The organism is Anabaena sp. 90 (assembly GCF_000312705.1).
Lineage (GTDB): Bacteria > Cyanobacteriota > Cyanobacteriia > Cyanobacteriales > Nostocaceae > Dolichospermum > Dolichospermum lemmermannii.
Genome location: NC_019427.1, coordinates 2,648,271 through 2,663,739 on the forward strand (window position 1 = coordinate 2,648,271; position 15,469 = coordinate 2,663,739).

The following is a 15,469-nucleotide window of genomic DNA, read 5'->3' on the forward strand; positions in this document are numbered from 1 at the left end:
TTATTAAATATACCTTTTATATATGCGGTTATTATTAGTTGAAGATGAACATGATTTAGGAACTAGTATTCATCATGCTCTTACCCAGCGTGATTATATAGTAGATTGGGTTGAAGATGGACAAACGGCTTGGGATTATCTGAATACAGTACCACAAAGGTATGAAATTGCAATTTTAGATTGGATGTTACCCAAGTTATCAGGATTGGAATTATGTCAAAGATTAAGAGGGCAAAAAAATCAATTACCAATTATGCTATTAACAGCTAGAGATAGCATGAATGATCGGGTTACGGGTTTAGATGCGGGTGCTGATGATTATCTTGTTAAACCTTTTGGGATGGCAGAATTATTGGCACGGGTAAGGGCATTACAAAGAAGATTACCAAATTTCCAACCACCGCAATTACAAATAGGTTCATTAATGTTAGATTATAGTAATTTTTCAGTTGTGAATTTAGGATTAGAACCTTCTTTACCAATTATCCTTACAGCCAAAGAATTTCAACTACTAGAATATTTAATGCAGCATCCTCAACAAATCCTAACTCATGAACAAATTCGCGCTAGATTGTGGGATTTTGAAAGTGATACAGTGAGTAATGTTGTGGCTGCACAAGTGAGATTACTAAGACGCAAATTATTAGAATGTGGTTTTCCTAAAGCTATTGAAACTATGCGAGGTTTTGGTTATCGTTTTTGTGGATAATGGATGGTGTGTTACCAGGGTTGAGATCCCCGACTTCTGACATTAATTGATAATTTATTAACAAGATAAAAAAAGAAGTCGGGGATCTTATATTTACAAAATATCAAATTAGATGAATAATAATTCAATCTTTAATAATTCTCGGTTAAAATTAGCCTTTACCTATGCTGGTGTGATGGGTGCAACTTTATTAATATGTGGTTATGTTGCTCATATTGTGATGATTCAAGCTTTTACTCGCACTGTTGATCGAGAGTTAGAAGTTTTTGGCAAGGTATTTGAGGATAAATTAAAGACAGAGTTAAAAGTTCCTGGAGAATTATCTATTACAACTCAGAAATCTTTGCCAGGAATTTGTTTTAAACAAAAATCTTGTTTACCAATTAAATCAGAATCAGAGTTACTGGGTTTATTATCAGAAGGATATTATCTCCGGTTTTTAACACTATCAGGAGAAGTAATTGCAGCTATTGGTAATAATCCCGATGAGTTTCCTCCTAATCTACAAATTCATCATTCTTACGATATTCAAAATCGCAATGGTGAACTATATCATTTACATTTAATGCCCTTAAAAATCAAAGGGAATCAATTGTGGGGATACTTACAAGTAGGGCGATCTATACAACGATTAAATGACTATATGAATAGTCTACATTGGTTATTAGGATTGGGTGTTCCCTTTTCTATGATCTTAATTGGTGGTGCTGGTTGGTGGTTAGCAGGTTTAGCTATGCGACCAATTGAAAAATCCTATCAACAATTACAAAAATTTACGGCTGACGCAGCCCATGAATTAAGAACTCCGATTACATCTTTACAAACAATTGTCGAAACAAATTCAATTAATCAAGAAACTCAAAAAGCTTTGGAGAGACAAATCAAAAGATTAGTAACTTTAACCCAGGATTTGTTATTATTGTCTAGGGTAGAAAGTGGTTTACAAGAAGCAAAATGGCAGGAAATTTGTTTAAATGATTTAGTGGCAGATGTGGAAGAAGAATTAATGCCAGTAGCCATGAATGCCCAAGTTTTATTATCTAGTAATATTCCGATTGAATCTTATTTCTATATTCAAGGTAATGAAGGTCAAATTTATCGAATGTTGTTGAATTTAGTTAGTAATGCTATTAAATACACTCCTGAATCTGGGGAAGTAAAAATTAATCTGACAACTAATGATCATCAAGGTTTAATTACTATCAAAGATACAGGTATTGGTATTCCTACTTCAGATATTCCCCACATTTTTAATCGCTTTTATCGAGTTCATGCAGATCGTTCTCGTCATACAGGAGGATCTGGATTAGGTTTAGCGATCGCTTTAGCAATTGTCCAAAATCACAAAGGCAAATTAGAAGTACAAAGTGATGTAAATAATGGCAGTACATTTACTGTAATTTTGCCACTCTTTTCCAAAGTAAACAGCTAATTTCAACTAACATAGATGTAATCATGGCAATAGCAGCGGCCATTGCGCCATTCATACCTTTGTTAATAGCAAAAGTGGAAATTATTAATAAAGTTCCTGTTCCCAACCATGTAGATAGATTCACATGACCTGTCCGATTTTCACTGACTAAAAACCCCTGAATTGCATTCTGTAAGGCCACAAATAATGGCACAATTGCACAAATCAAAAGTACAGGTTTAATACTTTTAGCTAAGGTAAGATCATTGCCGATAAAACTTTGGACAATGCGATCGCCGATAGGTGTTACACTCATTAATAATAGTAGGCTGGAACAAGCAGCACCCACACTCATAGCAAAAGTCAGTAATTGCTTATCGCTCACTTGATGACGATATTTAATCACCATTTGCTGTACCATCCGGGTAGAATTGGCAATTACCAGAACTAATCCCCAAGCCGCAGACCAAGCAGCAATAGCAATTGTCGAATCTTCAGCGCGGGCAAGAATGCTAATTAATATCGCCCTTCCGCCCCAAACCACCATCATCGAATTAGCTAGGGGGAGATAGAATTTCCATACCTGTGCTAAATTGCGGGGTAAATTAGGTTGTTCTATTTGTGGTGGTAAAATTGCCCCACTGCGACGGGCAAAAATTGTCACAACGATAGCCTCGACTATCACCCCGCCCATAAGTCCCAAGCCAGCAATTACGCCCCCAGATAGTTGGTAGAAAAACCCGAATGTGAGGATTACGGCTAAAGTCAATAACCTGCAAATACTAGCTTTAGCCACAGCACCGGACTGACCATGATAAATTAATAGTCCTTGAAAATAACGCCGCCAAGCGATCGCAAATGGCCAACCTCCCATTAGTAATAATACTTGACTAACTGTAGCTAACATTGCCGAGGGAATACCCAACAGACTCACACCGACAAAATTAAATATGATCGGTAGTCCCAACAAACTTAATAAAAAAGTTAATCCTCCACCTACCAATAATGTAAATCGCCACAATGCCTTGCGTGAATCTTGAGAACCCGCTAAAGCATTAGCAGCGTGCAAAATCATAATAATTGGACTTTCAAAAAATATCGCCAAAGATTTAGCAATACCTACAGCCGCTAAGTTAATTTGAGCATCAGGAAGATGAGCCAATGTAGTAGTCATCATCGGATCACCACAGGCCATAGTTACATCACTGAGGGATAAAGGCAAAAATTCCCGCCATAAAGTCCCTAAACTAACTGATTGAGATTCTTGTAATTTCACTCTTGACTCCTACCAACAATATCCAATGGTACAGGTAGAAGATTAGTAATTGCTGCGGTGAGATGGGAATGTTGAAGGATGTTGATATTTTGTGCTGTTAACCAATCGGCATTGTAAACTGTTTCCAAATAGCGATCGCCCCGGTCAGGATTAAGTAGTAACATAGTTTGGGGTTTAGTAAATCTTCGGGCATCTGCTAAAGCAGCAGCCACAATTGCACCAGTGGAAGCACCTAAAAGCATACCTTCCTGTTTAGCCAAACCATGACAAACAGAAAACGCCAAACCATCATCCACGCTATAAGCCGCGTCTAACATTTGCGGGTCAAAATTGGGGGGAACGAAAGATAAACCCAGTCCAGTCATCTTATAGGGGTGTCTGGGAGTCCCAAAAATTGCCGATCCTGCCACATCTACACCGATAATTCTTGTTTGGGGATAATACCGTTTAAAATAGCGACTGATACCGCCTAACTGTCCGGCTGTACTGACTCCAATCACTATAGCATCCGGCGCACCGCCAAAAGCAGCTTCAATTTCCCGCGCTGTCCAAATTGCATGGGCATCAGTATTACTAGGATTTTTATGTTGACAGGGATACCAAGCACCAGCAATATTTGCAGCTAATTCCTGGGCTTTTGCCATTCTTGCTACCTGCATTGAACCCTGACTATCAGCCTCACTCAAAGGCACTTCTACCAATTCTGCACCATAAGCAGTAAGCATTCTTCGCATTGTTACAGGGGTTTTGGCATCAATCACAATCATCACCCTGTATCCCTTAGTTGCGCCTACAATTGCTAACCCAATCCCAAAGTTACCAGAACTAGATTCAACAATTGTCCCACCTGAGCGCAATAAACCTTGTTTTTCGGCTTCATTCACCAGATAAGCCGCATTTTTTTCCTTAATACTCCCACCAGGATTACAAGATTCTAGTTTGAGATATAAATGATGATCTTCACAACTTGGGTGAATTCGATTTAATCGGACAATGGGAACTTTACCTAATGCTTCTGTCACCGTGGCAAATAGCGGTGATGCTGGTAAGCTAGTTTTCAGGGTTAGTTCTGGGGAGCAAGTAACCATCATTAATAACCAAATACTGTTCATCTCTAAGGATGCCAACCTTAGATGAAATAGAGATGAAATCAGACACGCCAGGGAATAACGAACCACAGAGGCACAGAGGTCACGGAGAAATGAGGGTTATCTCGTTCCCAGTCTCTGGCTGGGAATGTGGGCTAGAAGGCTCTGCCTTCAATAAGATTAGAGACAGAGCCTCATCAACTGCATTCCTAGTCAGAGTCTAGGAACGAGATATGGTAAAGATTTGAGCTTAAATTGACACCAATGAACATTGCTAAACTCTTACAGATACAGCAGTTTCCGCTCTTATGAGGTACAAAGTTGAATCATGAAACTCTTGTAGTGCGGGCATCTTGCCCGCTAGATATGTACCTCATAACACCGGGAAGTGCTGTAAGTTTAATTTTCTAATGTAGAAATATAAGCTTTAACTAACAAATCAATTCCGGTAATTGCCCCACCCACAACCACAGCATTAGCCCCCAAATCTAAGGCTTTTCTCGCCATTTCTGGTGAAGAAACACCTCCTTCACAAATCACAAAAGTATCAAGATTTTCGATGATTTGGGTGAGTAATTCCCAACCAGGAGGAGAGAAATTTTTAGTTTGGGCAGTATAGCCAAATAGAGTAGTTCCCACAAGATCTGCACCTGCATTCACAGCTAATTGTGCAGCTTCATAGGTATCTACATCTGCCATAACTGGCTGATTTAATTGCTGATGAATCAAATTAATAATATCTGCTAACTTTTCATCACCAGGACGATTTCTAGTAGTAGCATCTATGGCAATAATATCAGCACCTGCTTCAGCTACGGCCACAGCATGATGAAACTGTGGTGTAATATAAACATCAGAACCTGTGATTATTTGTTTCCAAAGTCCGATAATGGGAACTTGGACTTTTTTCCGCACCGCTTCGATATGAATAGGTGTGTCAATTCTCACTGCTACAGCCCCATTATTCACTGCTGCTTGTGCCATTGCGGAAATTACATAAGGATCATGTAATGGGGAGTTTACAGGCGCTTGACAGGAAACGATTAATCCTTTTGGTAAATTAGTCATGTTTGATATTGTCTAAAAGTTGTAATAAAATACTGTCAGTAATGCTTTATTTCTTGAATAATGCTTAGTAATTCAGTTGGACTATAAATAGGCAAACTAGCAGTTTTAAAATCCTTAGGCTCACGCTCTAGCAAAATATCAAGAACAATATTGGTATCAAATACAATTTTCAAAGATACTTCTCCTCTAAATGTTTTTTATAGTCTGCTACATCAACATGATAACCTTTCAATATACCAACTAGCGATCGCGTAATTGGCAAAATTTCATCATTGCTAGTTTGGTGTAACAATTCTCTCTGTTCAACTAATAAATCATGGGTGGCTCGTCTGCTTTGCTCTTCTAATAATATTTTTTCCACAGCTTTCTGTATTAATAGCTGCATATCAGGCATTTCCAAAAGTTGTTTTCCCAATTCATCAGGTAACTCAATTTTAACTTGCATAAAATCCTCCATTAAAACGGCGGTTTAATTCCTAATTCTTCACAGAATAATGTAATTATAGCATCTGTGACCTGACTTTCTTGTTCAATGGCTTCTTTAGGTTCTGGGGGGTATTCTGTATAGTTAAAGTTTACCGATTGTTGATCTAGACTGTGCGATCGCATTCTTTTAATGGCGCGACTCAGAAAGAATTAGTCTTCACCAAAGTACAAATATGCTGGCATAGTGGTATGTCAATTGTATTGTCGTACATGAACATAAGCTCTAAACCTACTATTTAAATTTTATTTCATTGTAAATACCTATTTTGTGTATTATTTATATAATAATCTCATCCTCTCTTGTATATGCCAGTAGAAGCTAAAGTTTATCGAGTTATCATTGCTAGTCCCAGAGATGTTGAAAAAGAAGAAAAAATCATCAGAGAGCAAAGTTATAAATGGAATGCTGCCAATACTACGGGTATGAAAATAATTTTAATAGTTATTGGAGCTAATGATGTTTTTGATACTGAACTGGGAGAAATTATTAAATCCTCTAGCGTTCAAGGTCAATTTCTCAAACAAATTTACAAAGGTAAACAGGATGAGCTAGATGTAGATATTGAAACTGCTCTTCAAGAATACATTGGTAATCGCAACTTAGACCCTGATAAAAAACGTGGGAAAGCTTGGCGTTATCCCATTGGCACTACAATCACGCTTGGTTCTTATGAAAAACGCTATTTCCTAACTGCCTACGGATAGATGAGAAATAATTTAACAGTCAAGTCAAATTCTGATTATATTTCAACTTCGCTAGATAACCTCTGGCAAGAAGTTCGTCTGAAATCCCACGGGACAGATGTAGTAATACCAATTATAGGTTCTGATCTGGCTCGTAGTGGTTTTTCTCGAATGCAGCTATCTAAGCTGATAATAACTTCATTCGTAGTGGCATCAAAAAGAGAATTTATTACCAGAAAACTGACGTTAATGATTTATCCAAAAGATTTAGATTCTATAGATTTTTATGAACTTGAGGACTTTATTAAGTCAATTTGCTTTTGAGCTTTATATGTCCGAGATGCTTGTTCATTAAATTAATATCTATATAAATTATTCCCCCAACCAAAGGGGGAATACTAATGTGAAAGCAGAAGTTTAATTTCTTTGCATAAATTCCCGCAATTCATCAAGACTATTGACAGTTAAAATGCTCCTTTGGATGTTTTTTAACCGTTCTAAATCAGCAACCTGTGATATTTTGGGCATAAATTGTAAACCTTCTTGACTAAATTTTATCTCTAAACTTAGTTCAATAGATGACAGTATAGCTTGTCTTTCACCCCGTTTTTCACCTTCTCTGAAAATCTGTTGATACCAAGGAGACTCTTGTAATATTGCCATATCCCACCTCATAATTTGTTGAACTAAGGCGCTATCTAATACGAAGGTAGCAAAAAAAGCCATAACTGTTTCCAACTGGCTTAATTTTTCATCAGCACGAAGCATTTGCAATGCTTGTCTAACTGTTGATTCTTCTCCACCACCTTTGAGAATTGGTACAAAGGGAAGCAGCGAGGGAATAGGTTGACTCAAAGCTATTTTTACATCAACTTTCCAAAGATTTATCACATGATAGTCTTGTCGCGCTTGTAAGCCAGCAAACTCTGATTCATAGCGTTTGGGAATTTCTGTTTCACTTTCTTTGAGAATGTTAATTAATACAGGGTATGTGGGAAGATCATATTTTTCCTCTGCTAATGCCGCATAAGCCCGCATTCTTTTGGGCATTTCTGGCTTATACCGTAATTGTAACTCATTGAGAACAAGGAATTCGCCGTACTGGGGACTGGTGGCTTTGACTAATACATCACTTTCTCTGCTTATCCATTGAAATTCGGAATTAAGAATTTCTCCGGTGGTAATGTCGGGGATTTGTGTCACCCATTTTACCCAATTTTCGGGACTGAGGCTGATTAATTTTTTAGTGCTGATATCGGCTTTTTTGACCATCAGGGATTACTATAAATTACTGAGTATGGTTTTAAATTTATCAGATAAATTTGCAAGCTGTTATCAATGTTAAACTAATATTTACTGATGAATTTATTTATTGCCTTATTTAAAAATAACGTAAAAAAGCCCAAGTTTTAAACTCAAAATTTCCATTATTAATTACCAACTATGCACAGAATCAGCGCCACACCAGGCGGATTAAATCAGTCTGAAGGTTTATTTTTCCTCGAACAAACTCCCGCCCCTTTCGTGTTGATTACAGCAGCCGATACTGATATTCAAACCCTAGCGGCTGTAGTTCCCAAATTACCTAGTCAATTCCCTGAACTTCGAGTAGCCAACTTATTACAACTACAGCAACAAATAAGTATAGATGCTTATGGTGAGCAAGTTTTAGAATCTGCCCAAATAATTGTGCTTCGTCTCATAGGAGGAAGTTCCTACTGGGCTTATGGTTTAGAAGTAGTCCAGGAAATTGTCCAACGTAATGGCACAACTTTGATTGTGATGCCAGGGGATGACGGATTTGATCCTGATCTTATTTCCAAATCTACAGTTTCTCAAGAAATTGTTCAGAAAATTTGGCAATACTTTCAAGAAGGTGGCATAGAAAATTTCTTCAACGCGTTGCAATTTATCACTGATACAGTCCTATCAACAGCATTTAATCCACCAGCACCCCAATCTGTTCCCCGCGTGGGATTGTATGAGAAGAGTCAGGAGAAGAAAGAAGAAGAAAGAAAGAATCAGCCTAAAGTTGGGATTTTGTTTTATCGCGCTCATTATTTAGCAGGAAATACCAAAGTTATTGATGCTTTGTGTAATGCTTTAATAGAGAAAAATTTACAACCTGTACCTGTTTTTGTTTCTTCATTACGTGAACCTGGTGTCAGCGATAAGTTATGTGAATTGTTTGCAGAAGAAAATAATAATCATGTTAGTTTATTGATGAATACTACCAGCTTTTCCCTAGCAAGTTTAGAAACAGAAACACCACAAACTGAAATTTGGGAAAAATTAAATGTACCTGTTTTACAAGTAATTCTTTCCGCTAGTTCCGTTGAACAATGGGAATCACAATCACAAGGTTTAACACCCCGTGATATGGCGATAAATGTGGCATTACCAGAAGTAGACGGGAGAATTATTAGCCGGGCTGTGTCTTTCAAAACTTTGCAAACTCGGAATCATAAACTAGAAACCGATGTCGTAGTTTATGAACCTGTGAGCGATCGCATTGAATTTGTCGCCCAACTGGCTGCAAACTGGGTACGATTGCGGGTAAAACAGCCCCAAGAACGCCGCATAGCCCTAATTTTAGCAAATTACCCCAACACCAACGGCCGCCTCGCCAACGGCGTAGGATTGGACACTCCTGCCAGTTGTGTAGAAATTCTCAAAGCTTTAAAATTAGCTGGTTATGAACTGGGAAATACTTGTACTGAGCGAAGTCGAAGTATTCCCGAAACCGGAGACGAATTAATTCAAATTCTCACATCCAGCGTTACCAATGATCCAGAAGGAAAAGATTGGAAACCAATCAACCAAAGTTTATCAACAACAGAATATAAAAACTATTTTTCTACCCTACCTATAAACATTCAAAAACAAATTATCGAACGTTGGGGAGAAAATTTTTCCCAATCACCAATCACCAATCACCAATCACCATTTCCCATTTCTGGAATTCAATTTGGTAATGTTTTCGTCGGTATTCAACCATCAAGAGGTTATGATCTCGACCCTAGTTTAAATTATCATGCGCCAGATTTAGAACCAACTCATAATTATTTAGCCTTTTATTATTGGGTACGAGAATCTTTTCATGCTGATGCCATAGTTCATGTCGGCAAACATGGCAACTTAGAATGGCTACCGGGAAAAAGTGTCGCTTTATCTAATACTTGTTATCCAGAAATTGCCTTGGGACCAATGCCCCATTTATATCCATTTATTGTTAATGATCCAGGAGAAGGTTCACAGGCAAAAAGACGCGCCCAAGCCGTAATAATTGATCATTTAACCCCACCAATGACCCGCGCCCAATTATATGGACCATTGCAACAGGTAGAAAACCTAATTGATGAATATTACGAAGCCGAAAGTTTAGATCCTTCCCGTTTACCAACAATACGAGATCGTATTCAAGAATTAGTCATCAAAGAAAACCTATATAAAGACTTAGGAATTACCAACCCCAAAGACATCACCAACTTTGAAACCTTAATCTTAAACTCCCTAGACGGTTACTTGTGCGAACTCAAAGAAGCCCAAATCCGTGACGGCTTACACATATTCGGCCAATGTCCCCAAGGAACACAACTGCGAGACTTAATAGTAGCGATCGCCCGCATCCCCAACCGCCATTATATCGGCATTACCAGAGCGATCGCCAAACAATGGCAAATAGACATAGACCCCCTCACAGACAACCTCTCAACCCCCTTCACCCCACCGATAACCCACTTTGCTCCTTTGCGCCTTTGCGCGAAACTTAAATCCTGTCATATCATCGGCGATGTCATCGAACTCCTAGAAATAGAAGCAGCCCACTTAGTAGAACAAATAATCGAGGGAACAGAAACCCAAAATTGGATAAGCGACAAACTCCTCCCAGCCCTGCGAAAAACCAGCGAAGAAACCACCAACCTATTACGGGGACTTGATGGCAAATACGTCAAGAGCGGTGCTTCTGGCGCACCCACCCGCGGCCGCCCCGAAGTCCTGCCCACAGGTAAAAACTTTTACGCTGTTGATATTCGCGCCATACCCACAGAAACTGCCTGGGATATTGGCAGAAAAGCCGCTGAAACCCTGATTGAAACCTACACCCAAGAACATGGAGAATATCCCAAAACCCTGGGTTTATCCCTGTGGGGGACAGCTACCATGCGGACTGGTGGTGATGATATAGCCGAAGCTTTAGCTTTACTTGGTGTTCAACCCGTTTGGGATGGTGCAGCGCGACGAGTAGTAGATTTTGAAATTTTACCTTTATCCATTGTCGGTCGTCCCCGTGTGGATGTCACCCTGAGAATTTCTGGCTTTTTCCGGGATGCTTTTCCTAATTTAATCACCTTATTTGATCAAGCTGTGAAAGCGGTTTCGGCTTTAGATGAACCAGCAGATCAAAATCCTCTAGCAGATACAGTTCGCAAAGAAACTGAACAATGGACTCAAGAAGGTTTATCTTTAGAAGTAGCAGCCGAGCGATCGCAATATCGCGTTTTTGGTTCAAAACCAGGGGCTTATGGTGCAGGACTCCAAGGACTAATGGCCTCCCAAAACTGGGAAAATGATCAGGACTTAGCCCAAGCTTACACAAATTGGAGTGCTTACGCCTACTCCTCTAGTCAGGAAACAGGGAGCAATAATGTGGAAGCTTTTGAACAACGCTTGAAGCAAATGCAAATTGTCCTGCATAATCAAGACAATCGAGAACATGATTTACTCGATTCCGACGATTATTATCAATTTCAGGGTGGTTTAACCGCAGCGGTGCGTTCTCTTCAAGGTAAAAATCCTGAAACTTATTTTGGTGATAATTCCAACACATCCCAGCCCAAAGTCCGTCAACTTAGTTCAGAAATTGCCAGGGTTTATCGTTCTCGCGTGGTTAATCCTAAATGGATAGCTGGAGTTATGCGTCATGGTTATAAAGGTGCATTTGAAATGGCTGCAACCGTAGATTTTCTCTTCGCTTACGATGCTACCGCCCAATGTGTTGAAGATTATATGTATCAAGGTGTTGTTGAAGCATATTTAGAAGATGCTGCCGTTTGTGAATTTATCCAAGATAAAAATCCTTGGGCATTACGCGATATTGCAGAAAGACTACTAGAAGCAAATCAGCGCGGGTTATGGCAAGATGTAAGTATACAAACTTTAGAAAATCTCCGCAATTTAGTCCATCAGGCGGAAGCAACTATCGAAGAAAAATAATTTAATTTAGGAAACGAACATGGAAAACCTTGCGTATTTACATTTAGCCTTTGCCAATGAAGACATAGAAACCACTGAGTTAATATCTCTCAGTTCTTTATTCAAAAAAGCAGCAGCACCAAATTGGCAACTCTTTTCCAGCAATGCGTGGAAATACATGATTCCCCTGGTTCTGACTTTATCTATTCTTAATAGTGTTAGTAGTGTTTTCGCACTCGAAAGCGAAAATAACGGTGATGTTGTTAAAAATCTAGAACAAAATTCGACATCTCAGGTTGAAACCGAAAATAACGGTGATGTTGTGAAAAATCTAGCACAAAATTCGACATCTCAGGTTGAAAAAAGCAACAAACAATTTATCAGTACAGCCCCTACAACCCTCACTACGCCACATAATATCATTTCTGTAAGCAACAAACGCAAAAACCCCAATTTCTTTGTTAAAGGTGATGAAGGTGCCGATGTCAAAGTTTTACAAGAACGCTTGAAAATCGCTGGTTTCTATTATGGCAATTCCACAGGGATTTTTGGTCCAATTACTCAAGAATCTGTCAAACGATTCCAAAAAGCTTATAACCTCACAGTTGATGGCATTGTTGGTAAATCCACATTAGCGAAATTACCAGCGGTGACTGATGAAAATGACATAACTACTTCCCAAAAATCAGATAATCAAGATACACTTAGTTTAGGCGATCGCGGTGAAGCCGTCAGAATTCTCCAAGAACAATTAATCATAGCCGGATTCTTAAAAAATCAGCCCAATGGTTACTATGGTTCTAACACAGTTGATGCTGTAAATCGCTTTCAAAAACAGCACAAACTAGAAGCTAGTGGTATGGCTGGACAAACCACCCGTTCTAAGTTATATAGTTTAGTTAAAAATTCTGCCAAAAGTGATTTTACCACTTTAGAAATTCAAAGACGACTACATGAAAAAGGTTTCTATAAAGGTCAAATCAACGGCATGATGGCATCTGATACCAAAAAAGCAATTAGTCGCGCTCAAGAATTTTATGGTATCAGCCTTAAAGATGTTAAAAGCGGAAGTTTTTAATCCCGCTTTTTCAATGCAGTTAGATTCCCGCACTACTTGATTCATCTTCCAAAATTGCAGATGTCTATCCGTTCTATAAAACTTACCCAAAATTACCAAAGTCTAGACACATCTGGACAGCGATAACCTTAGTGTTTACTTCCTGCTTCATCACGGTCTTAGAATGGCTTATAAGAGGTTTTTCCGCTCCACAGGCAATCTCGGTAGAACTTACCGTTTCTGACCGTAGTTCCTAAAAGGAACCCTATAATACCAAGTTCCTAGTTATCTAAATAGGCATTAATGCCCTTTGGCACTTAGGACATACAGCATGAATTGTCATTTGACAATCTAATAAATGGAAACCTTCTTTTTGGGCTGTTTTTCCGCCAATCTTTAAAATTGAGTCATTTTTAAACTCAATAGTCGCATTACAGCGGACACAAATTAAGTGATGATGGTGATGGGGATAAGGCTGATTAATTTCATAATGTTTATGCCCTTCACCTAATTCCAACTCCCGCAAAATCCCCATTCTCGCCATCAACTTTAAAGTGCGATAAATAGTTGATAAACTAATTCCTTCACTGTCAGCTTCTAAGCGATGATATAGATCCTCTGCGCTTAAATGCTCACCTTGGGGGAGTTCTTGAAAAATATGCAGAATTGTTTCGCGTTGTGGAGTTAAACGCCAGCCACGGTCGTTTAATTCCGCCTTGAGTGAACCAGTTGTGTAGACAGTCATACTAAATTTTCTCAACAAAGCTCATTAATTGAGAATATAACAAATGTTGGGGTTGATTTGCAACAATCATTGCCTATTGAGAATATTTGCTGATTGTCAGTTGTCAGTAGAAAATATCTTTCTATTGCCTCCTGCCTCCTGCCCCCTGCCTTCTGCCTCCTAACTTAATGACTCTAGATAGTCGCGGACTAGGTTACGGCGCTTGGGTTGGCGGAGTTTTTGCAAAGCCTTGGATTCAATTTGTCTGACTCTTTCCCGTGATAAATCAAGGGCGCGGCCAATTTCTGCTAAAGAGTAAGCATGACCATCGGATAAGCCAAAGCGCATTAAAATCACATCACGTTCCCGACCAGTTAAATCATCTAGAAGACTATGCAAATCTTTATGTAAAGATTCCCGCATTAACATCTCCTCTGGAGTAATCGTATCAGTCTCTAACAATTCTCCTAATTCAGTATCTTTATCCTTCCCTACCTTGGTTTCTAAAGACACAGAACGAGGAACTCTCAATAATACTTCCCGGACTTGGGCAGGTGTCATATCTAACTCAATTCCCAGGTCTTCTAAAGTCGGGGTACGACCTTTTTCTTGGGCAATTTTCCGTTGCGCCTTTTTAATTTTGTTGAGCTTTTCGGTAATATGAACAGGCAGGCGAATAGTCCGGCTAGAAGTAGCGATCGCCCTGGTAATACCTTGACGAATCCACCAGTAAGCATAGGTACTAAAACGATAGCCCTTGGTGGGGTCAAATTTCTCCACGGCTCGTTCTAAACCTAAAGTCCCTTCTTGAACCAAATCCAACAATTCCAAACCCCGATTTTGATACTTTTTAGCGACAGATACCACTAAACGCAAATTCGCCTTAATCATGTGGGATTTGGCTTGCAGTCCTTGAGTTTGAACTTGTTCTAGTTCTTCTACTGTTAAATTAGCAATTTCGGCCCAGCGTCTTTTGCCATTGGCTAGGGTAGGTTTAAGATCAGGTAAACTTATGCCCGCAGTAGTCGCCCACCGTTCTAAAGAAGGGCGGTGTCCTAATTCCGCTTTCAACCGCTCCTGTACCTCCATTAACCGCGAATAGGGGATAATTACAGCATCTCCTTCAGCAGCAGCAGCACTAAGCATTAATCGCATTCGTAAGTATCGCTGTACTTTTTGGGCTTCAGCAACTTCTTCATCTCGTCCCAATAACCGGACTCGGCCAATTTCTTGCAGATAGAGACGCACTAAGTCGGTACTGCGTCTGGTACTTTGCGCGGCTAAAGCTAAATCAGATTCAATCGCAGCCATGTCTAAATCTGGCAAATCATCATCATTATTGATTTCAATCTCCAAAGGTGGACTAGGATTTTGCCCGTCGTGGGCGGCATTTTTATAAAAGGATGTTGCTGGCATGATGTCTCAAATTACTCCAGGTAACAATAGATTATGGTTAGCTAAAATTACGGTTATCTAATCAACTGTTGCTATTCCGTAACTCGTCATCAAATAACACGGTTTGGGTTTCGATGTACAATTCTTTGCAAAACTTTGTACTAGTCCAAGCGCGGAGGAGAGGAGAAAACTTAATTTATCAACTTTTGGACTGTTTTAACTGGATAGTTATTTTCGTCACAGTTTACTAGTTTGAAATAATACATTTTCAATGAGTCGTTTGTTGCTAGTATCCGTGTGATTAAACAAATAGCTATGGAAATCTTTAGCCAGATTTTCAATTATGATTTAACTGGTCAATAATACCATGCTTAG

Annotated in this window: 13 protein-coding genes and 1 pseudogene; 5 read left to right on the forward strand and 9 right to left on the reverse strand. The window is 39.1% G+C overall.

Features of this window, described 5'->3' with window-relative positions; all coding sequences use genetic code 11:
* Positions 1-22 precede the first annotated feature (22 nt).
* Both rppA and rppB read left to right on the forward strand, forming a co-directional pair.
* Positions 23-709 carry a two-component system response regulator RppA gene (gene rppA, locus ANA_RS11570; protein ID WP_015080247.1) on the forward strand — a complete coding sequence of 229 codons (687 nt, stop codon included), beginning with the start codon at positions 23-25 and terminating at the stop codon, positions 707-709.
* 112 nt (positions 710-821) lie between these two features.
* Positions 822-2,141, forward strand: a complete 1,320-nt coding sequence (gene rppB, locus ANA_RS11575; RefSeq protein ID WP_015080248.1) for a two-component system sensor histidine kinase RppB — start codon at positions 822-824, stop codon at positions 2,139-2,141.
* Here the strand turns inward: rppB and ANA_RS11580 are convergent.
* The 6 genes from ANA_RS11580 to ANA_RS27675 all read right to left on the reverse strand — a co-directional run bounded on the left by ANA_RS11580 (position 2,101) and on the right by ANA_RS27675 (position 6,161).
* A complete protein-coding gene (locus ANA_RS11580) occupies positions 2,101-3,396 on the reverse strand; it encodes a hypothetical protein (RefSeq protein ID WP_015080249.1) in 1,296 nt (431 codons plus the stop codon). The two genes, rppB and ANA_RS11580, sit on opposite strands and share 41 nt — an antisense overlap.
* Positions 3,393-4,508: a cysteine synthase family protein gene (locus tag ANA_RS11585; RefSeq protein WP_015080250.1), complete on the reverse strand. Its 1,116-nt coding sequence runs from the start codon at positions 4,506-4,508 to the stop codon at positions 3,393-3,395. The genes ANA_RS11580 and ANA_RS11585 overlap by 4 nt, the downstream gene beginning before the upstream one ends.
* A 375-nt stretch (positions 4,509-4,883) precedes the next feature.
* Complete coding sequence (locus ANA_RS11590; protein ID WP_015080251.1) at positions 4,884-5,552, reverse strand: N-acetylmannosamine-6-phosphate 2-epimerase; 669 nt, start codon at positions 5,550-5,552, stop codon at positions 4,884-4,886.
* A gap of 35 nt (positions 5,553-5,587) precedes the next feature.
* Complete coding sequence (locus ANA_RS26560) at positions 5,588-5,725, reverse strand: hypothetical protein (protein ID WP_158310525.1); 138 nt, start codon at positions 5,723-5,725, stop codon at positions 5,588-5,590.
* On the reverse strand, positions 5,722-5,997 hold the full coding sequence (locus ANA_RS11595) for a hypothetical protein (protein WP_015080252.1): 276 nt from the start codon (positions 5,995-5,997) through the stop codon (positions 5,722-5,724). The genes ANA_RS26560 and ANA_RS11595 overlap by 4 nt, the downstream gene beginning before the upstream one ends.
* Positions 5,998-6,008: 11 nt before the next feature.
* Positions 6,009-6,161: a hypothetical protein gene (locus tag ANA_RS27675; RefSeq protein WP_235081816.1), complete on the reverse strand. Its 153-nt coding sequence runs from the start codon at positions 6,159-6,161 to the stop codon at positions 6,009-6,011.
* A gap of 300 nt (positions 6,162-6,461) precedes the next feature.
* On the opposite strand from ANA_RS27675, the pseudogene ANA_RS27680 reads away from it, so the two are divergent.
* Positions 6,462-7,046: pseudogene (locus ANA_RS27680) on the forward strand (macro domain-containing protein).
* Positions 7,047-7,139: 93 nt separating this feature from the next.
* On the opposite strand, the gene ANA_RS11610 reads toward ANA_RS27680, so the two are convergent.
* Positions 7,140-7,994 (reverse strand): transposase, encoded by an 855-nt coding sequence (locus ANA_RS11610; RefSeq protein ID WP_015080253.1) that lies wholly within the window; start codon positions 7,992-7,994, stop codon positions 7,140-7,142.
* 171 nt (positions 7,995-8,165) lie between these two features.
* Between ANA_RS11610 and cobN the strand changes: the two genes are divergently transcribed.
* Together cobN and ANA_RS11620 are read left to right on the forward strand one after the other, a co-directional pair.
* The gene (cobN, locus tag ANA_RS11615) at positions 8,166-11,939 is read left to right on the forward strand and encodes a cobaltochelatase subunit CobN (RefSeq protein ID WP_015080254.1); all 3,774 of its coding nucleotides are present in this window, start codon (positions 8,166-8,168) and stop codon (positions 11,937-11,939) included.
* Positions 11,940-11,958: 19 nt separating this feature from the next.
* A complete protein-coding gene (locus ANA_RS11620; protein ID WP_015080255.1) occupies positions 11,959-12,996 on the forward strand; it encodes a peptidoglycan-binding domain-containing protein in 1,038 nt (345 codons plus the stop codon).
* 268 nt (positions 12,997-13,264) lie between these two features.
* Here the strand turns inward: ANA_RS11620 and ANA_RS11625 are convergent, their stop codons facing one another.
* Positions 13,265-13,720 (reverse strand): Fur family transcriptional regulator, encoded by a 456-nt coding sequence (locus tag ANA_RS11625; RefSeq protein WP_015080256.1) that lies wholly within the window; start codon positions 13,718-13,720, stop codon positions 13,265-13,267.
* A gap of 159 nt (positions 13,721-13,879) precedes the next feature.
* Positions 13,880-15,115 (reverse strand): RNA polymerase sigma factor SigC, encoded by a 1,236-nt coding sequence (gene sigC, locus ANA_RS11630; RefSeq protein ID WP_015080257.1) that lies wholly within the window; start codon positions 15,113-15,115, stop codon positions 13,880-13,882.
* Positions 15,116-15,469 lie beyond the last annotated feature (354 nt).

What these genes read in the sequence shown, in the direction of transcription:
- rppA (WP_015080247.1), top strand. Translation starts at nt 23, where the DNA reads ATGCGGTTATTATTAGTTGAAGATGAACATGATTTAGGAACTAGTATT.
- rppB (WP_015080248.1), top strand. Translation starts at nt 822, where the DNA reads ATGAATAATAATTCAATCTTTAATAATTCTCGGTTAAAATTAGCCTTT.
- ANA_RS11585 (WP_015080250.1), bottom strand. Translation starts at nt 4,508, where the DNA reads ATGAACAGTATTTGGTTATTAATGATGGTTACTTGCTCCCCAGAACTA.
- ANA_RS11590 (WP_015080251.1), bottom strand. Translation starts at nt 5,552, where the DNA reads ATGACTAATTTACCAAAAGGATTAATCGTTTCCTGTCAAGCGCCTGTA.
- ANA_RS11595 (WP_015080252.1), bottom strand. Translation starts at nt 5,997, where the DNA reads ATGCAAGTTAAAATTGAGTTACCTGATGAATTGGGAAAACAACTTTTG.
- ANA_RS27675 (WP_235081816.1), bottom strand. Translation starts at nt 6,161, where the DNA reads ATGCGATCGCACAGTCTAGATCAACAATCGGTAAACTTTAACTATACA.
- ANA_RS11610 (WP_015080253.1), bottom strand. Translation starts at nt 7,994, where the DNA reads ATGGTCAAAAAAGCCGATATCAGCACTAAAAAATTAATCAGCCTCAGT.
- cobN (WP_015080254.1), top strand. Translation starts at nt 8,166, where the DNA reads ATGCACAGAATCAGCGCCACACCAGGCGGATTAAATCAGTCTGAAGGT.
- ANA_RS11620 (WP_015080255.1), top strand. Translation starts at nt 11,959, where the DNA reads ATGGAAAACCTTGCGTATTTACATTTAGCCTTTGCCAATGAAGACATA.
- ANA_RS11625 (WP_015080256.1), bottom strand. Translation starts at nt 13,720, where the DNA reads ATGACTGTCTACACAACTGGTTCACTCAAGGCGGAATTAAACGACCGT.
- sigC (WP_015080257.1), bottom strand. Translation starts at nt 15,115, where the DNA reads ATGCCAGCAACATCCTTTTATAAAAATGCCGCCCACGACGGGCAAAAT.